This window comes from Halovenus amylolytica, assembly GCA_004015825.1.
In the GTDB taxonomy this organism is placed as follows: domain Archaea; phylum Halobacteriota; class Halobacteria; order Halobacteriales; family Haloarculaceae; genus Halovenus; species Halovenus amylolytica.
The window spans coordinates 40,774-56,658 of record SAYS01000013.1; the positions used below are offsets into that span (position 1 = coordinate 40,774).

General features: G+C 55.8%; 15 protein-coding genes and 2 pseudogenes. 6 read left to right on the forward strand and 11 right to left on the reverse strand.

The window, feature by feature from the left end; genetic code table 11:
* Positions 1 to 360: 360 nt before the first annotated feature.
* Positions 361 to 774 (reverse strand): DUF6069 family protein, encoded by a 414-nt coding sequence (locus tag EOW68_RS10840; RefSeq protein ID WP_128225184.1) that lies wholly within the window; start codon positions 772 to 774, stop codon positions 361 to 363.
* Between the two features lie 6 nt (positions 775 to 780).
* A complete protein-coding gene (locus EOW68_RS10845) occupies positions 781 to 1,011 on the reverse strand; it encodes a YgaP family membrane protein (protein WP_128225185.1) in 231 nt (76 codons plus the stop codon).
* A 168-nt stretch (positions 1,012 to 1,179) separates the two neighbouring features.
* On the opposite strand from EOW68_RS10845, the gene EOW68_RS10850 reads away from it, so the two are divergent.
* Positions 1,180 to 1,500: a hypothetical protein gene (locus EOW68_RS10850; RefSeq protein ID WP_128225186.1), complete on the forward strand. Its 321-nt coding sequence runs from the start codon at positions 1,180 to 1,182 to the stop codon at positions 1,498 to 1,500.
* A 104-nt stretch (positions 1,501 to 1,604) separates the two neighbouring features.
* Here the strand turns inward: EOW68_RS10850 and EOW68_RS10855 are convergent, their stop codons facing one another.
* From EOW68_RS10855 to EOW68_RS10865, 3 genes are all read right to left on the reverse strand, one after another.
* A complete protein-coding gene (locus tag EOW68_RS10855) occupies positions 1,605 to 2,471 on the reverse strand; it encodes an ABC transporter permease subunit (protein ID WP_128225187.1) in 867 nt (288 codons plus the stop codon).
* Positions 2,468 to 3,388, reverse strand: a complete 921-nt coding sequence (locus EOW68_RS10860) for an ABC transporter ATP-binding protein (RefSeq protein WP_128225188.1) — start codon at positions 3,386 to 3,388, stop codon at positions 2,468 to 2,470. Before EOW68_RS10860 ends, EOW68_RS10855 begins: the two co-directional genes overlap by 4 nt.
* Positions 3,389 to 3,854: 466 nt before the next feature.
* Positions 3,855 to 4,685, reverse strand: coding sequence for a sulfite exporter TauE/SafE family protein (locus EOW68_RS10865; protein ID WP_128225189.1), 831 nt, complete (start codon positions 4,683 to 4,685; stop codon positions 3,855 to 3,857).
* 103 nt (positions 4,686 to 4,788) lie between these two features.
* Here EOW68_RS10865 and EOW68_RS10870 point away from each other — a divergent pair, with 103 nt between their 5' ends.
* Positions 4,789 to 5,184 (forward strand): CopG family ribbon-helix-helix protein, encoded by a 396-nt coding sequence (locus EOW68_RS10870; RefSeq protein ID WP_128225190.1) that lies wholly within the window; start codon positions 4,789 to 4,791, stop codon positions 5,182 to 5,184.
* Between the two features lie 122 nt (positions 5,185 to 5,306).
* Here EOW68_RS10870 and EOW68_RS10875 read toward each other — a convergent pair whose 3' ends face one another.
* Positions 5,307 to 5,660 carry a type II toxin-antitoxin system PemK/MazF family toxin gene (locus EOW68_RS10875; protein ID WP_128225191.1) on the reverse strand — a complete coding sequence of 118 codons (354 nt, stop codon included), beginning with the start codon at positions 5,658 to 5,660 and terminating at the stop codon, positions 5,307 to 5,309.
* The gene (locus EOW68_RS10880; RefSeq protein WP_128225192.1) at positions 5,657 to 5,893 is read right to left on the reverse strand and encodes a hypothetical protein; all 237 of its coding nucleotides are present in this window, start codon (positions 5,891 to 5,893) and stop codon (positions 5,657 to 5,659) included. The genes EOW68_RS10875 and EOW68_RS10880 overlap by 4 nt, the downstream gene beginning before the upstream one ends.
* A gap of 50 nt (positions 5,894 to 5,943) precedes the next feature.
* Here EOW68_RS10880 and EOW68_RS10885 point away from each other — a divergent pair.
* From EOW68_RS10885 to EOW68_RS10900, 4 genes and pseudogenes are all read left to right on the forward strand, one after another.
* A pseudogene (locus tag EOW68_RS10885) lies at positions 5,944 to 6,156 on the forward strand (transposase); the annotation flags it as partial.
* Between the two features lie 360 nt (positions 6,157 to 6,516).
* Positions 6,517 to 7,638, forward strand: coding sequence for a tyrosine-type recombinase/integrase (locus tag EOW68_RS10890; protein ID WP_128225193.1), 1,122 nt, complete (start codon positions 6,517 to 6,519; stop codon positions 7,636 to 7,638).
* 408 nt (positions 7,639 to 8,046) lie between these two features.
* Positions 8,047 to 8,886, forward strand: a complete 840-nt coding sequence (locus tag EOW68_RS10895; RefSeq protein WP_128225194.1) for a ParA family protein — start codon at positions 8,047 to 8,049, stop codon at positions 8,884 to 8,886.
* Positions 8,883 to 9,299: a DUF7970 domain-containing protein gene (locus EOW68_RS10900; RefSeq protein WP_128225195.1), complete on the forward strand. Its 417-nt coding sequence runs from the start codon at positions 8,883 to 8,885 to the stop codon at positions 9,297 to 9,299. The genes EOW68_RS10895 and EOW68_RS10900 overlap by 4 nt, the downstream gene beginning before the upstream one ends.
* Before the next feature lie 371 nt (positions 9,300 to 9,670).
* On the opposite strand, the pseudogene EOW68_RS10905 reads toward EOW68_RS10900, so the two are convergent.
* The 4 genes and pseudogenes from EOW68_RS10905 to EOW68_RS10920 all read right to left on the reverse strand — a co-directional run bounded on the left by EOW68_RS10905 (position 9,671) and on the right by EOW68_RS10920 (position 15,821).
* A pseudogene (locus EOW68_RS10905) lies at positions 9,671 to 11,014 on the reverse strand (RNA-guided endonuclease InsQ/TnpB family protein).
* 242 nt (positions 11,015 to 11,256) lie between these two features.
* Positions 11,257 to 11,712 carry a ferritin-like domain-containing protein gene (locus EOW68_RS10910; RefSeq protein WP_128225196.1) on the reverse strand — a complete coding sequence of 152 codons (456 nt, stop codon included), beginning with the start codon at positions 11,710 to 11,712 and terminating at the stop codon, positions 11,257 to 11,259.
* 208 nt (positions 11,713 to 11,920) lie between these two features.
* On the reverse strand, positions 11,921 to 14,344 hold the full coding sequence (locus tag EOW68_RS10915) for a DUF2309 domain-containing protein (protein WP_128225197.1): 2,424 nt from the start codon (positions 14,342 to 14,344) through the stop codon (positions 11,921 to 11,923).
* Positions 14,334 to 15,821, reverse strand: a complete 1,488-nt coding sequence (locus EOW68_RS10920; protein WP_128225198.1) for a proton-conducting transporter transmembrane domain-containing protein — start codon at positions 15,819 to 15,821, stop codon at positions 14,334 to 14,336. The genes EOW68_RS10915 and EOW68_RS10920 overlap by 11 nt, the downstream gene beginning before the upstream one ends.
* Positions 15,822 to 15,885: the final 64 nt, after the last annotated feature.

Below are 15,885 nucleotides of genomic sequence, written 5' to 3' on the forward strand. Positions count from 1 at the left end.
GGAGTAAACATGAATATATGTAGTTTTACTACTGTATAAATATTATTTTTATTTACTATAGCATTTTTTACACTACTATATGTATATTATCGTCATCACGTTCAATCCCTCGTGGGTCACCGGGGAAGTCACACTCTCGCCGATCGAGTGTAGTTGAGACTACACGAGGAAAGCAACCTGCAAAATACGTGCTGTCCCCTCATCACCCGACTCGTGATGGTTTGCTTCGAAAATTTCGGGGGTTGGACTGACACAGGGGTATATCTAGCAGTCAGTGTCGGTTCCGTTTACAGGCGGAACAGGCCGAGTGCTTCGTGATCAAGCCCCGAGGCAGTTCACATGAGCGGGCTGCCCTGCAAACTACCGGCCTAGCGGACGCTCCGGCAATACCAGCACCGCGACGACTGCCGGCGGGACGTGGAGTATCATGAGCCCGATCGCCTCGCTCGTCGTCACGCTCTCGGTAAACAGTGCGAGCCCGATGTCGGGAATAAAGGACAGTACCAACACGACGGCGGCAATCCGGACGAACGTACGGTCTGGGGTCGCCGACCGGCGCGTCAGCACCCCATACACCACTGTCGCGCCAGCCATCCCGAGCAGGGTCCAAACCACGATACCCGGATAGTGGAAAAATTCCGTCGACTCCACGAGGTTCTGGCTGAGCGCGATCCAGCCAAGAGTTAGATTCACAATTAGCGCGATCGCCAGCGCCCCTGCGCCTTGTGTTGCAAGCGTCCGTGTGTCTCTGGGATGTCGGTGGCCTGTACTCATTGGTTGTTACGGCGAACTGGAGTTGTACGAGCAGGAGTCGATGCCGAACATCGAGTAGATGGGGCAGGTTCCCATCGTTGCTGTAGCGAGCATGATAATCGCAACAATTCCTAGCACTGGAGAGAGCCCTGTCGGAAACGGGAGAGTCCCGGTGAGAATTGCAATCGAGACCGTTCCCGTAACTGCACCAACTGCCGTTCTGAGAGTGCTGTCTACCGAGCCAACATTCCGGTTCATATACAGACTCCGGTCGCCAGACGTATAATACCAGCGTTGAGGATATAATACAATACTATAATCGAGATAAAATTGCAACGGCTCGAAAAATTCTCAGAGATGGCTTCTGTATTACAGTGTAGTTTATTTTTCACAATATTAAACCCTGTCCGGTACATAGATGAAAGTGTGATGCATAGTCAAAAAAGCCGCACGTTCGGCGCAGCGTTTGTACTCCTGCAGGGACTGGTGACCGCACTCCTCCCACAGATAAGTGTAAAGATGATTAAAAATATGATCGGCAAGAACTTCGACAATGCCTCACAACTCGAGGCGAAGCCGGCGTATCTCCGACAGTTACGCGCTCTCGGTGTCGGTATGGTCGCCGCGGCCGGTACTGATCTGCTCTTGCAGAGTCGTGCACAGAACGACAATGAACAGGTCGAGACCAGTGAGTTCGACGACGAAGCAGGCATCGAGGATGACAGGGACGACGAGCAGCGAGGTTAGTCACACCAACGATTTTCGACTAGGCTGGACAACTCGGTAGCCCCTCCATCGTCGAAACAATGTCCGCTGGGGCGACCAGTCCTCAACAGCCGTTTGTTTCTGTCTCACAGATCAGACCTGTTGAAGTTGGAGTAGCCGACGAGCAGCGGCACGACCAGCCACAGCGCGATGAAAACCAACCCGGCTTCTGCTGTCACGTAGAACGGTTCGGCACTGCTCGGGTCTACGTCACCTGACCCGACCACGACGCTCGCACCCAGCTCGGCGGCCACGTCCGGAAGCAGCGCGATCAGCGAGGTTGCATACGCTGTCGACGGTGACACCTGTGTTACGAGAAATACCCAATCTGGGAGTGTAGCTGGCAGTGAAAATCCCTCGACGACGTAGACGAGACCGATCGGTACTGCATCCCAGACCAACTCGAACAGAACAAAAAAACCGACCGCGAGTGTCGTCGCCCGCGTCGTCGACCCGGTGACAGCTGAGAGGCTCACCATGATCGACGCGTAGGTTGCAACGAACACAAGTGTCAGGAGCAGAAAAACGAGCAACGGAACAACCTCGACAGACCCGAGCAACACCGCGCCGAGTGTGAATCCGATGGTCAATCCGACACCGATGCCAACCCCGAGTACGCCCGTTCGGCCGATGAATTTTCCAAAAAACGCATCCGACCGTGTCAGCGGCAGTGAGAGCAAAATTTTGATGCTCCCCAGTTCCCGCTCGCCTGCCAGTGCTTTGTAACAGACCACAAGCGCTGTGAGCGGGACGAAGAGACTGAGGATACCATCCGTGAAAAATAGCAGGCCACCGAACGTGGCCTCGTCAGTTGGCCCGAACGCCTCCGGAATCTGTGTATAGCCGTACGTGACGAACACCATTACCAGAACAATGACGGCCACAAGCGACCACAGCGCCCGTGACTGGACGGCGTCTTTGAAATCCTTCTTCGCAACAGTGAGCACTCTCATGCTGTGACCTCCTGTTGGTCGGTCGTGTAGTGGCTGAACAGATCACCGAGTGAGGACGTGACGACCGAGAAATCCTCCACCTGGACGACAGAGTCGTCGATCGTTTCCAGCACTCTGAATTTCGATCTGTCGCCGACGAGAACCCGGATCCGATCGTCGTCGATCGTCGCGCCGGTGACGCCGTCGATTTGCTGAATTCGCCCCACGATTTCCTCGTCGATCCTGCTGGCCTCGATGTAGAGTGTTTCACCGGCCTCGGTGGCTTCCCTGAGTCCCTGGATCGTATCCACGGCGACGAGCTGGCCCCGGTTGATGATCGCCACACGGTCACAGACCGCTTCAACCTGCTCCATGACGTGACTGGAGAAGAAGACGGTCGTCCCGCGCTCGCTCTCCTGACGGATGATCTCACGCATCTCTCTAGCGCCGTTTGGATCCAGTCCCGTCGACGGTTCGTCGAGGATGAGCAAGTCAGGATCACCAATGAGGGCGATGGCCATGATGAGTCGCTGGCGCATCCCCTTCGAGTAGCCGCCCGCTTTGCGGTCCGCTGCATCGGCAATCCCCACACGCTCCAACAATGCCTCGGGTTCTCCGTTGGCCTCCTTGGCCTCGATGGCGAATTCGAGATGCTCCCGCCCAGTGAGTCGGTCGTAAACGTGGTATGCGTCCGGGAGGACACCCGTCCGCCGACGGACCGCCAGCCCTTCCCGCTGGGCGTCGTGTCCGAGGACCGAAACTGATCCCGACGTCGGCCGGGTAAAATCCAGGATGATGTCGATCGTCGTGGATTTCCCGGCCCCGTTCGGGCCCAGAAAACCGAATATCTCTCCCTCTTCGACCGTTAGATCGAGTCCATCGACTGCGACGACATCTCCGAACTGCTTGGAAAGGTTGTCGATCTGAATTGCTGTCATTTTCTCCCTACTAACATTGTACTAAGAAAGTCGAAATAAATGTAACCCAAGTATTATGTTCTAATAGAAAATATCTGATGGATATTGTTGGTTTTGTGTGCTTCAATTTTGCTGCCGATATGGAACATTTGTGGGAGAGAAAGCTGGTGTTCTGCAAAGACAGTCTCGGTGGGATCATTCAAGATTCTAGTACAGTTCTTCCCTGATAGCGTGGAGCACCCTCCTCTTCGTTCCCTTCTTGATCGTGTCCACACTCTCGCAGTACGGACACGTCGCCCGTCCGGCTATCGGTGAACGCACAGATACGCCAACCAGTCCTCTTTGTCAGTCAGAAGACTCCGTTGACGCTTTCGCTACTGACCACGGCTGTGGTGGATTCCGAACGTCATACTGGTGGCTATACGAAACTGACGACTTTCGACCCTCCGGGGGGTCAAATATTTTTACCAATGTATAGCCACCAGTATCAGAATACTCCGATGATGAAACCAACTCCCATGATGATCAGGACAACTGCCGAAAACGTCGGGAGGTACGGCGTGTACCGCTCGACTTTCTCCTCGGAGTGCTGGTAGCCTGCAATCAACAGCATTGTCAGTCCAACGATACCCGCGATGACGGTGAGGGCGTACGCACTCATCAGTTTGAGGCAGTGGTTTGACCCGGCGCAGAGCGCAATAATCTCGAATTCTTCTTCGTGGGCGAACCCCAGTACGAACGCGAACCACGCGATCCCAAGGAGACCACGGTCAGCGGTCTCTTCGGGTTCATCATGTGAGTGAGAGCGTCCACCGACGAAGGGAACGAATCCTTTCAAACGAGTGAATAGTCCATTGTTGTGGTCATGTGAATGGCCCTGCTCGTGAGAATGGCTGGAATGCTCGTTCCGATCGTGTTGATGGTCGTGGCTGTGATGCTCGGAGTGGCCGTCAGCATCACGACTACCGTGCGAATGCCCGTGGGAGTATTCACGAATCCCAAGCACGATGAGCAGGACACCGGCAACGAGACTGACTGGCCCACCGATATGGATGTCGCCGAGTATCGTTATCGGCTCGTTGACCTGCGTAAGCTTGAAGTAGTCTTTCGCGTAGAAGAACACCCCTACCATCGCGATACTGCTAATAAGGTGGCCGACGCCGATGATGAAACTCGCCGCGAACCCGTACACCCACTTGTTCGTCTGATCGAGCGCGTATGAGGCGGCGACAGGCCACCCGTGACCCGGTTCGATACCGTGAACCGCACCGAGCGCGACTGCCCCGAGGAAGAGACCGAGTCCTTCGCCGTGTAACATCACGGTTGAGAATCTGCTACCAACGTGAATAACGGTTGTTAATACCGAAATGGGGCCATCGTAATACGAGACCCTCTTGTACAAACACGACGAGCCAATAGCTATGCGAACGAGTTTCAATATTCCAGACGAAGTCGTCGAAGAGTTCGATCGAGTCTGGAAAGAGCAGGATATCGAAAACAGGTCGCGAGCTGTCCGGGAAGCGATGCTGGAGTTCATCGAGTCTCACTCTCGTCTCGAAGAGACAAGCGGGGAGATCGTCGCGCTCATCGCGTTCGATTATCGCCACCACGAGGTGATACAGGAACTCCACGCAGTCCAACACGAGTATCAAGATGTGATCCTCAACACGAGTCATACGCACCAAGGAGACTGGTGCCTCGAATCACTGTTTTGTCGGGGACCAGCCGAGCAGGTACGTAACCTCACCTACCGGCTCCGCGACTTTGACGGTGTATATCGGGTCAAGGTGATGGTCATCCGGGATGGCGAGAAATAACAATCTGCCAGAAACCTCCGAAAAGTACACTCGCTATGTGCTTCACCTGGCTTTATCGCCCTGGCCGATCATGCAAGGGTTTGAAAAGATATCACAGGAGCAAACAGTAATGGGTCTCTCGATCAGTCGAGTCCGAGGCTCAATTTGAGCGCGTCGTCGATCTCGCCCATCGTCGAGTCATCGAGACTGCCAGCCACCGAATGGATTCGCTTCTCGACAGACACGACTCGAATCTGATCGAGCCGCACGGAGGAGTCTTTCTCGAACGGTGAGTCCGACGCTTCCACGAGAACCTCGAACGGATAGCCACTGTACGTCCCCGTCGCCGGTGCGACGATTGTCGTGTTCGAGTTCCTGTTCCCGACATCATTCTGAACCACCACCGCAGGCCGCGTTTTTCGCATTTCGTGCCCCTCGGCAGGATCGAGTCGAACGATAACGACATCACCGCGCCGAATCTCGGTGTCGTCGCTCATCCATCAAGTCCCGACCACGCCTCATCCGAAGCCACGTCCCACTCGTCGGCAAGTTCACTGGCGCTTTCGGACGCCTCACGATACGCGGCGGCCAGTTCCTCCTCGTCAGTAGCCTCGGACTCAACTTCGACGACAGCCACTGTGACGCGCTTGTTCGCGTACTCAGTCCCGAGATACACCCGCCCCCGGTCGTCGGTCTCGTTCGTCTGGAGTTTGTCGGCGTCAACTTTCATCTCACAACCCACTATTGCCCACGCCTATATCAGTCTTACCCACCATTACCCATAGATCGATTAAGCGGTTCATGGCCGCGACCACGTCAAAGAATTTCGTGTTGCGGTTCTTCTACTTCGCGTTTGCCTGTCTCCTGTACTCGATCTGGCGGACCGTCGATCTGCTCGTCCAAGTCGAATTGACCGGTGAGTACGAACGGTCACCGCTCGTGACTGCCGATAATACGCTCACGCTGTTGAAACAGCAGTCGGGAATCGGCTAGCCAGACTCTCTCTATCGATTGAACAGCGAAATTGTGAGCAGCAGCACTGTCTCGGTCCGCGGTCAAGCTGTGGTATATGAACCAAACTCGGAACGAGTCGGTAAAATTGACGACAGATTCCTGATTTAGGAATGGTTCGGTAACGCAGTTCGTCCAGTATCGTACATTCTGGCAGGTCTCTAGCCAGTGTAGTCTCAACTTCACGCCCTTATTTTTCATATATCATTATATGGTTTATAAACTATGGAACCGCAAGACAGCGGCAGATTAGGTGCCACACAAATGCGTCGGTATTTACTTTGCCTTACTCTTCTAAGGGAAAGTAGATTCAAGTGGGATGCCGCCCTCTGGTAAGCATACATGGTGGATTCCAGCCGACAGGGCGTTTCTTCCCGGGAAAAGACTATCGAGCAGGCACTGGCAGAATTCACAGAGTCGCGTTCGAAAGGCAAACTCCCCGGGAACTACGCGATAGAGGTCGACCGTGTCGTTGGAAACTGGGCTCAGTGGTGTGAGAAACAGGGAGTGAGTAAAATAGGAGCGGTCGATGCGTGGTTACTCCGAAAGTGGATTCAACATCTCCGCCACCGAGTCAACAATGAAAAAATCACGGGTCAGACAGCTCATCAATACTTTGCGCTCGTTCGAGCCTTCCTCTCTTATTGCGAGGAGTGGGAATGGATCGCTGTAAATCCGGCTGACCAGGACCGTGTTTCCAATGAACTCCCGGACGAAAGCCGTGGAGATGGTACCAAACCACAGACATGGAGCGAGTCGGAACGAACCCAGCTCCTTCGCTTCGTTGATGCACGCGCGCACGAGGCTATCGACCAAAATGGATCTGATGCGGTTACACAGTGTCGCGATCGGGCACTCGTCTATCTGTTAGCTTTCACCGGAGCCCGGTGTGCAGAGTTGGTCCACGACAGTAACGACGATCGACGACGCGGTATCTACTGGGGTGACATTGATTACGAGAGTCGGACTATTACCGTTCTCGGCAAGGATCAACAGCGTGAGGAGGTCCAATTCCCGGAGATAGCCCATTCTGCTGTCCAGCGCTACGAGACAGTACTAGAGCCACCTACAGACGACTGGCCCGTCTTCCCTACTTCCCATGCGCCAAGTCTCTATAAGACTGCAAGAGAGACAATCACTGACGATCTTGACGGTCGTGATGCCATGACGGTTCTTCAGGAGACTGAAACCCCACCACCATCGATCTCCACTACAGCAGTGCGGAATATTCTGAAGACTCTCTGTGAGGAGGGGAATATCGATGTTGAAGGAGATCACGAGTATCTCAAACCCCACGGCGCCCGGCGTGGACTTGGGAAGCAATTGTACAAGGATTCAGCCTTCGAATATGCACAGAAAGCGCTCAGGCACTCAGATCCAGAGACAACGTCGGAGATGTACGCAGATATCGAAGCTGGTGAGGTGGCCGAAGTCACCGATGACGTCTTCGAGGACGGTGTTTGAGACCGAGCCGTTGAGTGTCTCCCTCTCGTGTGTGTTTTTTGGAGTAGCTTCATTTTTTAGTTATACAATTTTACTTGTCTGATTAGCCATACTCATTAGCTATTTAGTATAGAATATTCTAATGGCTATATACCCTACCTATACAAAATAGCGTTAAAGTTTGACTGTTTAGTATAGGTAGTCTGTATAGCTAATTAAAACAGATATATGGTATAGCCTATCAGTATATCTATATTGTTTAACTTTTGGATAGATCCATATAAAATAGTTACACGCTATGATGTTATATGATAGCTGTTCAGTTTAGCCACGTGTTTTAGTTATACTACATAGCTATACTTAATAACCATCTCGAGTAGCTCATTTGTCTGACTTACCTTTATAGCTTATCAGTCTAACACAACGCATATGCTGGCATATACAGTGTACAGTGAAGCGGGAGGCGTTGGGAAAACCACACTGGCAGCAAATCTCGCCCGAGCAGAAGTTCGGGCAGGTCGTAAGGTTCTGATGATCGATCTGGACACGCAGGAAGCATCCCTCTCGTACCTCCTGGATGTCGACGAAGACCGGGATAATGACCAGGCAGATAGTCTCCTCAGACACATGATCGATCGACCCCGGGGGGACTTCTCAGAGCTGATAAAAACGAGTGAGGGGATCGACGTGATTCCAGCGCACAATATTCTGGAGTACGCTTCAAAACATCTTCGCCGTCGGGAAGAAGAGGCAGCCGACTTTGGCGAGACGTTCAATCCAAACAAACAACTGCTTCGTGTACTTCGAGAGGCGGGAGTCCACGAAACGTACGATACGCTAGTTATCGATCCGCCGGCAACGGCCGATATTAAACTCCATAACGCTATACATGCGACCCGGCACGTCGTAATTCCATTCGAGCCCTCGGGGAAAGGGTACGAGTCGGTGCAAGGTCTGGATCAGCTTGTTACCGGACTAGAGGATAATCTCGAAATCGAAGTCGGCGTGTTAGCTGTCATCCCGAATCGATACAAGGGGATGAACGATCAGGACCGCTTCCTGGACGAACTACGTGATGACGGCTGGGAACTTCCAGTTACGCTCCGTGAACGGTCGTCCATGCTCGAAGGCTGCTGGGCCGAGCAGTGTACTGCATTCACGTATGTTGAGACGCATAGAGAGCGCGAACGTGATCACGAACTAGATACACTGGAAAAGTTCGATAACCTCAGTGAGTACATCCGCCGAGAGAAGGAGGTTCCAGCATGAAACAAGGTTCAACTGACGATCCCTTTGCTGAAGAGCCACAGGACGAAGCGAACGAGGTAGCGGAGTCAACAGAAGCAAACGGGGATCACAGTGACGAAGACAATCAAGATGCTTACGCTTCGAGCCAGTCTTCCGGATCCGAAAATGAGACAACAGACGAGTCAATGGATACACAAAAGTCTCTCCCGTTTATTTACGCACGCGATTCAGTCAAGGACGATCGACAACAGCGTCCAATATTTTTGCGAGACGACGTCGAAGATGGTATCCCAGAGTTGGTAGATAAACTCGAATCATCCTTTGACGAAAATGTATATAGAACGGATGTTCTTGAAGCAGCAGTATTAGTTGCACAGCAAAATCCAGAACTCGTCGAAGAAGTGTTAGGGGAATGGGGGTACGGCTGGCATTGATATCCTCCTCGTAACCACGGAGGAATCCCGACCGATGGGAGTTTCAGGTGTGCAGTCCAACCGATAGAGAGCGATGGTTTCCACGGGAGATATCTGACTCACGTCTGGCGCTCGCTGGACTTCTCATGCCGTCGGTATCCACTGGGGGAGCTACCTCGACGCCTAGATTACCGACAACCATTTCTCGATCTGGTGGGGGTCGTTTGTACGACTGTGCAGTTCCCGCTCTGGTGGGTAGCGAACGCCGGCGGGCCACGTCGGTGCGTGAATGACATCCTCCGCGCCGTGAACAGAGCGGGATCAAAGATCCCGCAGGCAGTCGGGCAAAGCCCGACGACGGCGCGGTTTCCTCCATAGGAGTCTCTGCCGGTCTAAGATTCCCCCGAGGCAACATTCCCGTCACCGTGGACGGTACTCTGGTCTGTACGCTGTTCTTTGGGATTTGAAGAAGCGTCTGTAGTTGAACGCCATTGATGACTGTCCCACTCGAACCGCACGGGCCGTGCCATCAGCCTGACTGCTTTCTCTGTGTGCCGCCTCAGGAACGTTTCCGACGCTGTAAGGTCGGCGTGCCCCTCGAATCCACATGGACAGGTGAGCGTGTCCTGATGCCGTGTCGTTCTGTCTGTCGAACCGCACTGCGGACATCCTTGGCTGGTCCACACTTCCGATCGAACTTCGACCGAGATACCGTATTCCTCGGCGGTACAGGCCAGTCGCTCGGTGAATTGCTTGAACGCTCAAAAGTTGTGGGTCTTGGCGTTCGTCTTGACCGACCAGTGGCTTTCCAACACGTCGGTCAAGCCGCCGATATACACCGTGTCCACACCGTCCTCGTACAACCGTTCCAGCAGGTCACGACACAACGCTTCCTGAGCGTGGTCACGACGGCGAGTCCGTTTCCGGTACAGTCGCCGGATACGCTCGCTACTGTACCTGCCGTCTTCGAGTTTGGACTGCAACCGGGCGATTTCTCGCGTCGTCTCACGGAATCGTTGGAACAACTCGCGGCCTTCGTACAGATATTGCTCGCCGGTCGTCGTGGTACAGGCAACGAGATTGTTTGCACCAATGTCAACAGCGGCCGTCTCGTCGGCCAGTGGAGTCTCCCGTGTCTCCTCAGAAACAGTCACGGGTTGCGAAGCTCGGAAGGTGCTATCACTCTCGTCGTACCACAGCTCTAGTCGGCCTTGGTCCTCGTAGTCAGGCCAGTTTGGGTCACCAACGATTTCTAGCCGGAGACGGCTTTTCGGGCTGTTGTGTCTGTCTCGGAGTTCTTTTCCGACGACCATCTCAAGCCGGGAGCGGTCGCCCCAGTCGACAGTGTATGCGTCCTTGCGGACGACACCTTTGAGAACACGTCCGTCGTCCTCGTTCCCACGGAAGCCCGGCGGTTCCGGGTGTTCCGTGACTGAATTATTCGACTCGTCGTGAAACTTCTTTTTCAATCGAAAGAACGACCGCCACGCTTCGGTGTTTGCTCGCCGGACAGTCTGGGCAGTAGACGCAGCAAGAACGCCTTTGTATTTCCCTTCGAGGTGGCCTGTATCGGCGCCCCATATGTCACCCTCGAAGCCATCTTCGTCGTTGTAGCGCATGAGACGCTGGTAGTTGATTTCATTCCAGAGAGCGGCGGAAGCGTCCAACAGTTTTCGTAGCACCTGCCCTCCGTCGTCGGAGAGCGGTCGCACGGCGAACGTGTTGACACGCTTCATTTGCCGTCTGAGTCAACGAGTCGGTGAAATATGAAGGTCAGCCATCCACGGTGAAAGTAAAACTCACCGCCTGTCTCGTTGGAGACTCGAGACAAGCAGTAACGCGGTGGTTTCCCACCGGAGCGTACACGATTCACGCCCGTCCTCAGAAATCTTTGATTTCTGATGTGCGAACGAGACGCGAAGCGTCTCGTCAACGCCGTGAACGGCGGGATTCTCTCGCTGAATCAAGATAGGATTGTTCAGTCGTTCTGATACTCTTTTTCAAAACCCCGAAATTCGGTTCGGTGGGCTTCCTCGTCGGCGAGAATCGTCACTGCGAGGTCTTCGGTGACCGGGTCGTCAGCGTCCTCGGCAGCGTCGATGAGCGACCGATACGTCTCGATAGCGCCCTCTTCGGCGTCGAGAACACCTTGGATAACCGAGAGCACGTCGGTCGAATCCTCGGGTGGTTGCAACGAGTCCTGCCGAGCCGTGAACTCCGCCGAACTGGGCGGTCGGGAATCCAACTGTTTGAGGCGATTTCCGAGTTGCTGGGCGTGAGTCAGTTCCTCCTGGATATCTTGCTGGAGACTCTGCTTGATTTCTTCGGCGCGGACGCCGTCCAGTACAATCGCGTTCGTCTGGTAGTTCATGACCGTCTCCATCTCATCCTCGTAGGCCTTCTGAAGCAGGTTGATGACACGATCTGATGTCATACAAGATATACTACCAGTCAAGCCCAAATATGTCCATCGCTGATTCCTATTCTCTCGAAATCTGTTGAAAGAGCACGCAGCACGGACTGGGGCATCGCTGGTCCCGTCGAAGGCCTCAGCAGGAGAGTTCTGTTGACGGCGGGTCGAAATTCTTCAGTTTCTGATAGCCACCAGAATAACGAGTTCAATTTCACTGGGACGTCCCTGTTCAGTCGTCTGCAACAGGGGTGGTTGGTACTGGGTCTGAAGCCTTTTCAGGTTGTTCGGTCGCTGGAGTCCACTCGCAATCGGCAGTGTACTGCATCGCCTGATGATCCCGTGTTGGATCGACGACCGTCACCGAGAGCCAGTTGTTGTCGAGGAGTTCGACTAGCTCCTCGTGTTCGGCCAGGATTTCTGTAACGCGTTCGACTGGCGCGTGGATGACAGTCGAGAGACGGAGCGGCTGGTGGTACGGTTCTTCGTCTGCGCTCATCAGGGACTGCTGGGGAAGACCGGTCATCAGATCGCCGCCGTTGCCCTGATAGACACCGACGTTCCCGACGGGGTTGTGGGTTACCTTCGAGCCACTGCCGTACACCGCGTTGTCGACCGTCGCGAAGTAGTACTGTGCGTTGATCCACTGAGTGACGACCATCGGCCCGGCCATGATCGCCTCGAGCGCGTCGCCATCCGGATCAGTCGTCCAGTCGTAGGAGTGGAGAAAGGACCGTCCGTCGAGATCGAGCCCATCGGTGAGTTCGCGAGGCCCGATCACGAATCCCGCATTTCCGGCCAATCCCCACTCCGGGCGCGTCTCCGCCCAGTCGGCGGCACGGCGTTCGGTCTCACGAACGCTGGCGCTGGTGTCCGATCCCATGTCGCCGGCACGTTCTGCGGTTGCACCCTCGCGTGCCACGGCGAGATCTGTACGGAGCTGGTCGATCTCTGGCTGGTGCGTCTCGGGGACGTCACTGGCGTACAGCTCCACTTCGTCTGTCGTCGTGTTGTGTTCGCCAGCGACGAAGACAGTGTCCTCGGGGACATCGATCCCGCGATCGCGGAGCTGTGCTCTGACTGCCTCGTCGTTGCAGATCGCTGCGAGAACGCGGGCGTTCGGCCCACCGGGATTGCCTGCGCAGGCGCCACAGTCGAGACTCGAATCGAACGGATTGTTCGCCGTTTCGCTGGCGTGGCCAGTGAAGACGACGACGCGGGCGAACTGCTCCCAGCCCATGAGTTCGAACGCTGTCGTGGCGTACTCGACTTTCTCTTCGAGAGTCAGTCCCTGAGGGAGCTGATAGTCGGAGCCGTGGTCGTGATCGAGTGTCGGCTCACAGAACTCGTGGTCGTCCGGGATCTGCTCGTCGGTGAGATCGAGGAAGTCGTGGAACCGTCCTGGGAGCAGCGTCCGGGCAGCCAGGGCAGTTCCATACCCGGCTCCGGCGCTTTCGACGAAACTGAACGCAGTCGCCGCATTGGATTTGACATCTTTGAGCGCCGTTATTGCGGCCCTGCGTGTCTCCTGCCAGCGGTCGTACTCCACTCGCTTGTTTTCAGCGGTATCAGGACGGTCCACAACGTGGTGGGCTGGGTCGACGATCGGCGGACAGGCATCTACTGTCACGTCGGAACTGTAGTCGTCGTACCGCATCGGAATCCCGAAGAAACCGGCGTAGCCGTGGGTCTCGTACTCGCCGGCAGCCTCGATGTGCCGGCGGATGATTTCAGATCGCGTGTCGATACAGAAGACCAGCTGGGCATCGGGGCGGTCACCGTCTCCCATCTCGGCGACCTGCCTGCTCTCGTCGGTGAGCGAATCGACGAGTTCCGAACGATAGCTCGCTTCCCACGCGCTCAGCCAGAGTTCGGGGAGGGGAACGTCGCCGTCCGGAGATTCGATGGTGTCCTCGCTGGCGGGTTTGTCAGCAGGGGCAACTGGGGCGTCGAACAGCTCCACGAGTGTCAGGCGGATCGCCAGATATCCTGCCAGCGTAATCGGATATTCAGTCTGCCAGGCGTCCTCGGCGGCAGCACGTTGCTTGATGAATCCCGTCCAGCCTGGGAGGGCTGCCAGCTGGCGCTCGAAAATATCTCCCCACTGGTCGGTCTGGTACTCGGCCACACAGTTACGGATCGTATCGGTCGGCTTGTCGGGGAGTTCTGCGATCGAGCTGTTGTCCGGGATGTGGCGGTCGTAGCGAGCAACCGAACGGAATGCGTCGTAGAATCCATCCTCGCGGTCTGGCATTGGCCACTCTGCCTGCCCCTGATCGAGGAATGCTGCCAGCCACCTCGTCAGGATCGCATCGACACGATCAGATGTCGTCGTCGCTGTCGAGTCGACCGACTCCGAAGACGCCATTCGGTCGAGCGATGTTTCGGGGTCAGTGTCGTAGCCGTGACTCTCCAACTCGGATCGCAAAACCGCTGGATCGATCTGGCCGGCTTCCCACGCGCGATGAAACAGGTCAGCACTGGGGTAGCCGTCCCCACCAAGTAACTGTTCGGCGTCGGCGACGGCCTCGTGAAACGGCCGATCCTCGAATCCAGCGAGCGGGTTGGCCGTCACAAACGAGTGGAGCGGCCAGACGGAGCCGACTGCATCTGCTGCATCTTCGATACACTCCTCGATAGCTGATTCAGTACTCATTGTATTCCTCCGTTGTAGTGAGCTGGGTTTGCGATGGCGGCTGGGTAGCATTCAATAGCGCCACGTACAGACGCTGACTGTGCTTGTAGACGCCAGTTTCGACGGCCAGGTAGATGGCAAGGAAGGCGACGGCAACGATTCCGTGCGCGACCGTCAGTTCTGCCGCCTGACCGGCAGCAGGGAGATCGGCCAGCAGCGCCTCGATCGCTCGATAGACAGCCGCGTAGACAGCGATCGCTGGCAACGCGACCAGCGGGACGGCCCCGTACCGGATCGTCGCCGAAAGTGAGCTCTCGGTGACAATATCACGGGCAGCGTGGAGCACCGTCAGGACGACAAGCAGCGTGAGCAAGAGACCGCTATCGACCGCAGTCCCCTTGCCAGTGAGCGTGGCAAACAGGATGCCACCTGCGAGGGCGGTGATGGCAACCACGGCGAGACCGACGAGACCTGCCGAGCCCGAAGTCGTCTGCTTTCTCGGCGTTTCGTGTGCGACCTGACTTCCCGAGGAGAGGAACTGATAGGCCTTGTAGAATCCGTGCAAAACGAGATGCGTGATCGCAGCTGCGAAAAACCCTAACCCGACTTGCATGATCATAAAGCCCATCTGTCCGACCGTCGAGCAACCGAGTTTGGATTTGATATCCGTCTGGACGGTCTTCAGGAGTTTGCCCAGTAGCGCGCTCGCAGCGCCGACAATCACGACGAGGATCATGAATCCGGGATCGATCGTGACCACCGGCCCGAAGCGAACCAGCAGGACACCGCCGGCGTTGACGAAGCCAGCGTGCATCAGCGCCGAAGCCGGTGTCGGGGCGGTCATCGACGAGAGTAGCCACGCGTGAAACGGGACGAGCGCCGACTGGATCATCGCCGCCAGCAACAGCAGACCGGCTGCGAACAGGACGACCGCCGACGAGACAGTTCCGACAGAGTCGGCGAGTCCCGAAACAGTCGTCGACCCGGTCTGCCACCACAGCGTCGCTAGTGAGACTGCGAGCAAACCACTACTCGTGAGGAAGTGCCGCCGTGCAAGCCTGCCAGCAGCCTGTGCTTGCGGCCAATCCGCAGCGTGACCGATCAGTCCGGCCATCACGAGTCCCATCGCGAGCCACGCGGCCCCGAACAGGGCGATGTGGTCGGCGGCGACGAGCACCATTACGATCAGCGTGAACGCAAACACGCGTCCGAAGAACCGATCGATCGTCCGGTTACCAGCCATGTACCGCCGCGAATAGCTGTGGACGATCCCGCTGAAGAAGGTGACTGTTACCCACATCACGACAGTCAATCCATCGACTGCGAGCAGTCCCGTCAGTTCCCAGCCGTCGCCACGCCAGCCAAATATGGCCGCCACGCCGAGACTCACAACGAAGAGTGCCCACACAATCCGTGTCAGCAACGTCGGTACACGTGATTCCGAACTCGCTGGAGTTGGCAGCTGTCCTACAGTCGGTGCCTGTTGTTGTCCCGTCATCGTTTGATCCGACTACGACCGACCACTGCAGCGACGTTCTCCGTCGAGTGAGCAGCGGTATCGG

What these genes read in the sequence shown, in the direction of transcription:
- EOW68_RS10875 (WP_128225191.1), bottom strand. Translation starts at nt 5,660, where the DNA reads ATGAGCGACGACACCGAGATTCGGCGCGGTGATGTCGTTATCGTTCGA.
- EOW68_RS10910 (WP_128225196.1), bottom strand. Translation starts at nt 11,712, where the DNA reads ATGACATCAGATCGTGTCATCAACCTGCTTCAGAAGGCCTACGAGGAT.
- EOW68_RS10880 (WP_128225192.1), bottom strand. Translation starts at nt 5,893, where the DNA reads ATGAAAGTTGACGCCGACAAACTCCAGACGAACGAGACCGACGACCGG.
- EOW68_RS10895 (WP_128225194.1), top strand. Translation starts at nt 8,047, where the DNA reads ATGCTGGCATATACAGTGTACAGTGAAGCGGGAGGCGTTGGGAAAACC.
- EOW68_RS10865 (WP_128225189.1), bottom strand. Translation starts at nt 4,685, where the DNA reads ATGTTACACGGCGAAGGACTCGGTCTCTTCCTCGGGGCAGTCGCGCTC.
- EOW68_RS10860 (WP_128225188.1), bottom strand. Translation starts at nt 3,388, where the DNA reads ATGACAGCAATTCAGATCGACAACCTTTCCAAGCAGTTCGGAGATGTC.
- EOW68_RS10900 (WP_128225195.1), top strand. Translation starts at nt 8,883, where the DNA reads ATGAAACAAGGTTCAACTGACGATCCCTTTGCTGAAGAGCCACAGGAC.
- EOW68_RS10870 (WP_128225190.1), top strand. Translation starts at nt 4,789, where the DNA reads ATGCGAACGAGTTTCAATATTCCAGACGAAGTCGTCGAAGAGTTCGAT.
- EOW68_RS10890 (WP_128225193.1), top strand. Translation starts at nt 6,517, where the DNA reads ATGGTGGATTCCAGCCGACAGGGCGTTTCTTCCCGGGAAAAGACTATC.
- EOW68_RS10855 (WP_128225187.1), bottom strand. Translation starts at nt 2,471, where the DNA reads ATGAGAGTGCTCACTGTTGCGAAGAAGGATTTCAAAGACGCCGTCCAG.
- EOW68_RS10845 (WP_128225185.1), bottom strand. Translation starts at nt 1,011, where the DNA reads ATGAACCGGAATGTTGGCTCGGTAGACAGCACTCTCAGAACGGCAGTT.
- EOW68_RS10840 (WP_128225184.1), bottom strand. Translation starts at nt 774, where the DNA reads ATGAGTACAGGCCACCGACATCCCAGAGACACACGGACGCTTGCAACA.
- EOW68_RS10915 (WP_128225197.1), bottom strand. Translation starts at nt 14,344, where the DNA reads ATGAGTACTGAATCAGCTATCGAGGAGTGTATCGAAGATGCAGCAGAT.
- EOW68_RS10920 (WP_128225198.1), bottom strand. Translation starts at nt 15,821, where the DNA reads ATGACGGGACAACAACAGGCACCGACTGTAGGACAGCTGCCAACTCCA.